Raw genomic sequence first — 4,135 nt, forward strand, 5'->3', positions numbered from 1 at the left:
AAACTATCGAGCAGTGCAATGAAATTCTGCGCCCCTATCTGGAGCATTCCCTAATAGAGGTACTGTATCCTACTCAAGTAGAAGAGCAGGTTTCATCTGTTTTAGATCAAACCGCCTATACCCAACCGGCCCTATTTGCCTTTGAATATGCCCTCTATCAACTTTGGAAATCCTGGGGTATAAACCCAAATGTAGTAATGGGGCATAGCGTTGGCGAGTATGTGGCTGCTTGTGTAGCTGGGGTTTTTAGCTTAGAGGATGGTCTCAAACTAATCGCCCATCGCGGAAAATTAATGCAGCAGTTGCCGTCTGGCGGTGAGATGGTTTCACTTTTGGCGGAGCAGGAGCAGGTTAAAGAAGCGATCGCACCATTACATGATCGAGTAGCAATTGCTGCTATTAATGGCCCATTAAGTATAGTGATTTCCGGAGCCAGTGAAGATCTTGGTACTATTTGTGACAAATTAGAAGCTAAGGGAATCAAGACCAAGCAGCTACAGGTATCCCATGCTTTCCATTCCCCATTGATGGAACCGATGTTGGCAGAGTTTGAAGCAGTAGCTAAACAAGTCACTTATAACAAGCCTCGAATCAAACTTATTTCTAATGTCACTGGCAAACTGGTAGGTGATGAGATGACTTCTGCTGAATATTGGGTTAACCATGTCCAGCAACCAGTGAGCTTTGCCCAGAGCATGAAAAATACCTATCAAGAGGGTTGCAAACTGTTCCTAGAAATTGGACCCAAACCAATATTACTGGGGATGGGACGTCAATGTGTACCAGAAGATGTAGGAGTATGGTTACCATCATTGCGTCCAGGAGTGGATGAGTGGCAACAAATGCTCTCTAGCTTAGGACAATTGTATGTAAAAGGAGCCAAAATAGATTGGTCAAGGTTTGACTCTGACTATAGTCGTCAGAAAGTAGCATTGCCGACTTATCCATTCCAACGGGAACGTTATTGGATAGAAACCAACAACAACTTCTGGCCTAAACAGCAATTTTCAAAAGGAGAAAACCTCCATCCCCTATTAGGTCAAAAGCTAAATTGTGCAGGGGAACAACAAATATTTGCATCACAAATAGGAGAAAAATTCCCCAATTATCTCAGCCACCACCGAGTATTTAATCAAACACTATTTCCCACAACCGGCTACCTAGAAATAGCAATATCAGCAGGAAATCACCAATTAAAAACACCCCAGATAGTAATAGAAGACCTAACCATAGGTAGAGGATGGATACTACCAGCAGGAAAATTGACAAATGCCCAAACCATACTCACCCCAACAGACAACCAAAGCTACAAGTTTAAAATATTTTCTCAACTTGAAGAAGAAGAGTGGAGACTCCATACCACAGGAAAAATCAGAAAAGAGTCACCCCCCCCTAGTCATACAAAAATTGACCTAGAAAAATACAAGAGTGAATGTAATCAAGCAATAGAAGTCAAACAACATTATCAAAAATGTCAACAATTGGGGATAGACTACGGAAATAGCTTCCAAGGCATTCAAGAATTGTGGTCGGGTTCAAACCAAGCACTAGCTTATATCAAACTCCCCGAAGAATTGATAACACAAACAAGCGACTATAATTTCCATCCAGCACTATTAGATGCAGCCTTGCAAGTAATATCTCATGCACTGCCAGAAACGGATAGTGAGAAAACTTATCTGCCAGTAGGAATAGAAGAATTCAAACTATATAAGAATCCCGGGCTAAGTTTATGGGCTTACGCATCAGTAACCAGTCCCGAAGTGAAAACTCCAGAAAGTTTAACGACTATTGTCACCATAGTAACTCCTTCAGGAGAAATAATTGCCAACCTCAAAGGTTTACAACTAAAACTAGCAACTAAACAGACCCTACTGGGAACAGAAACCGAATCAATAACAGATTGGTTGTATGAAATAGAGTGGAGAAAAAAAGGTATTTTAGGTAAACTATTACCTCCATATTTCCTGATACCTCCTGTAGAAATTAGCCAAAAATTAACTCCCAGTCTAACAGAATTAGTAACTCAAGTAGATAATGCTCGTACCTCAGAAATTGGCAGGAGCTTAGAAGAATTAAGCGTAGATTATATAGTGCAAGCCTTGGGGTCAATGGGTTGGTCATACCAGCCAACAGAGAGCTTCGACTTGGAGGCAGCAGTCCAACGTTTAGCCATAGTTCCCACCCAGCGACGACTGTTCCAGCGTTTGCTAGAAATCTTAGCAGAAGTAGGAATACTCCAGTGCCAGCAACAACGGTGGCAGGTGCAACAAACCTTAGAGAAAGTCAACCCGACTCAACAAAGCCAGAGTTTACTGAGTCAATATCCAGAGGAAGCAGCAACATTGACATTATTAGACCGTTGTGCATCTCAACTAGCGGTCGTACTAAGAGGAGCAATAGACCCAGTACAATTGGTGTTCCCTCAAGGAGATTTAACCACAGCAACCCAACTGTATCAAGACTCAAGTGTAGCGAAAGTGATGAACACGATCGTGCAAAAAACCATCACTCAAGCTATTGAGAAATTACCACCGAGCCGAGGGATAAGGTTGTTGGAAATCGGAGCTGGAACAGGAGGGACAACTAGCTATATTCTGCCCCATCTCAATCCCAACCAAACAGAATATAGATTTACCGATATTGGGGCATTGTTCACCAGTAAAGCCCAAGAGAAATTCCGGGATTATCGATTCCTGGGCTATCAAACCTTAGATATAGAGGTAGACCCGACCAGCCAAGGATTTGAATCTCATCAATATGATGTAATTATTGCGGCCAATGTCCTCCATGCAACCGCAAGTCTCAAGCAAACCTTATCCCATGTGCGGCAACTGTTGGCACCAGGGGGCATGTTGGTCTTGTATGAAGCAACAACTCGGATTAGGTGGGCGGATTTAATCTTTGGACTATTAGAAGGATGGTGGAAATTCAGTGATGATGAATTACGACCAGACTACCCACTGCTGAGTCGCCAGCAGTGGAAAAAGGTGTTAAGTGAGACAGGTTTTACTGAGGTAGTAACTCTGCCAGAAGTTGAGGGAATGGCAGAAACTTTGTCTCAACAAGCAGTAGTTGTTGCCCAAGCAGCTACCACAACCTTAGAACAAACGAAGGAGACACCGAAGGGTTGGTTGATACTAGCAGACACTCAAGGAATTGCTCAACACTTAGCTAGCCAACTGCGCTCAGTAGGAGACGTTTGTACCTTAGTATTTGCAGGAGAGAGCTATCAACAGCTTGCCCCGGAAGAATTTACCATTAACCCCGACAACCTCTCAGAATTTGAGCAACTGATAGAGACTCTAGCCGCCAAATCACCATCTTTATCGGGAGTAGTACAATGTTGGACAACCGAAGCAGGGCTAGGTAAAACTATCAACTCTGAGGAATTAGAAAACTTATCTCGGCTAGGGTGCGGCACAACCTTATCTTTGGTACAAGCCTTAGTCAAAGCCGCATTATCTCAATCACCCCGGTTATGGTTAGTAACGAATGGTGCTCAACCAGTACCGTCAAATCATCCGGTCATACCAGGAGTAACTCAATCTTCGGTGTGGGGAATGGGAAAAGTGATTAGCTTGGAACATCCAGAGTTAAACTGTACTCGTATAGATTTAGACCCAGAGGAGACTATAGAGGGTCAAGCTGATGCACTCTTTAATGAAATCTGGTCGGAGGATTCCGAAGATCAGGTGGCATGGCGTGGGGATGGTCGTTATGTAGCTCGGTTGGTGGGTAGTCGTCATCGGCAACCAGTGGCACAACAGTTGGTGCCATCTCAACCATTCAAACTAGGAAGTTCCGAGAAGGGTAGTTTAGATAACTTAATCCTAGAGCCAGTTACTAGACGTTCGCCAGGAGCAGGGGAAGTAGAAATTAGAGTTAAGGCAACAGGATTGAATTTTCTAGATGTAGTATCTGCATTAGGATTAGTCCCTCAGCAAGTGGATGGAATGTCTCAAAAACACTTAGTAGAGATGGACAGTTTTGGTGCAGAGTGTGCGGGTGAAGTAGTAGCTGTAGGGTCAGAAGTCACAGAGGCTCGATGACGAAGATCTCACCCAATAGCCGGCGGGTGGCTTCCGCAACCACGATTTGTCCAGGCGCAGCTTCCGCCTGCAGTCGCGCGGCC

At 44.0% G+C, this 4,135-nt stretch carries 1 protein-coding gene; it reads left to right on the forward strand.

The window, feature by feature from the left end; all coding sequences use genetic code 11:
* A partial coding sequence (locus tag F6J99_RS42640) for an acyltransferase domain-containing protein (protein WP_293122877.1) occupies positions 1–4,052 on the forward strand: 4,052 nt, incomplete at its 5' end.
* Positions 4,053–4,135: the final 83 nt, after the last annotated feature.

Source organism: Moorena sp. SIO4G3, assembly GCF_010692305.1.
Classification (GTDB): domain Bacteria; phylum Cyanobacteriota; class Cyanobacteriia; order Cyanobacteriales; family Coleofasciculaceae; genus Moorena; species Moorena producens_A.